The organism is Mesorhizobium sp. M1A.T.Ca.IN.004.03.1.1, from assembly GCF_003997555.1.
GTDB lineage: Bacteria > Pseudomonadota > Alphaproteobacteria > Rhizobiales > Rhizobiaceae > Mesorhizobium.
The window spans coordinates 1-238 of the sequence record NZ_RZTV01001041.1; the positions used below are offsets into that span (position 1 = coordinate 1).

1 protein-coding gene is annotated in these 238 nt (G+C 51.3%); it reads right to left on the reverse strand.

From position 1 onward, the window contains the following. Positions 1-182: hypothetical protein (locus EOD29_RS34850; RefSeq protein ID WP_245475534.1), on the reverse strand; the 182-nt coding region annotated here is incomplete at its 3' end. Positions 183-238: the final 56 nt, after the last annotated feature.

Below are 238 nucleotides of genomic sequence, written 5' to 3' on the forward strand. Positions count from 1 at the left end.
ATGCCAAAGTTTCCGGCACTTACGATAACGCTCCCAAGGCCACCAAAAGCCTCAGACTCGATCATGGACTTGGGAATCGTGTACTGTTCCATAAAGCGCATCTGATGATTGATTGCCAGTTTCACACCTGTGGAATTACAGGCGGAGATCATCGTTTCGCAATCACGCAAGTTGGTAGCCATGGGCTTCTCGCACAGGATCATCTTGGTGCCATTTCGCGCCGCCCTGACGACAAGCT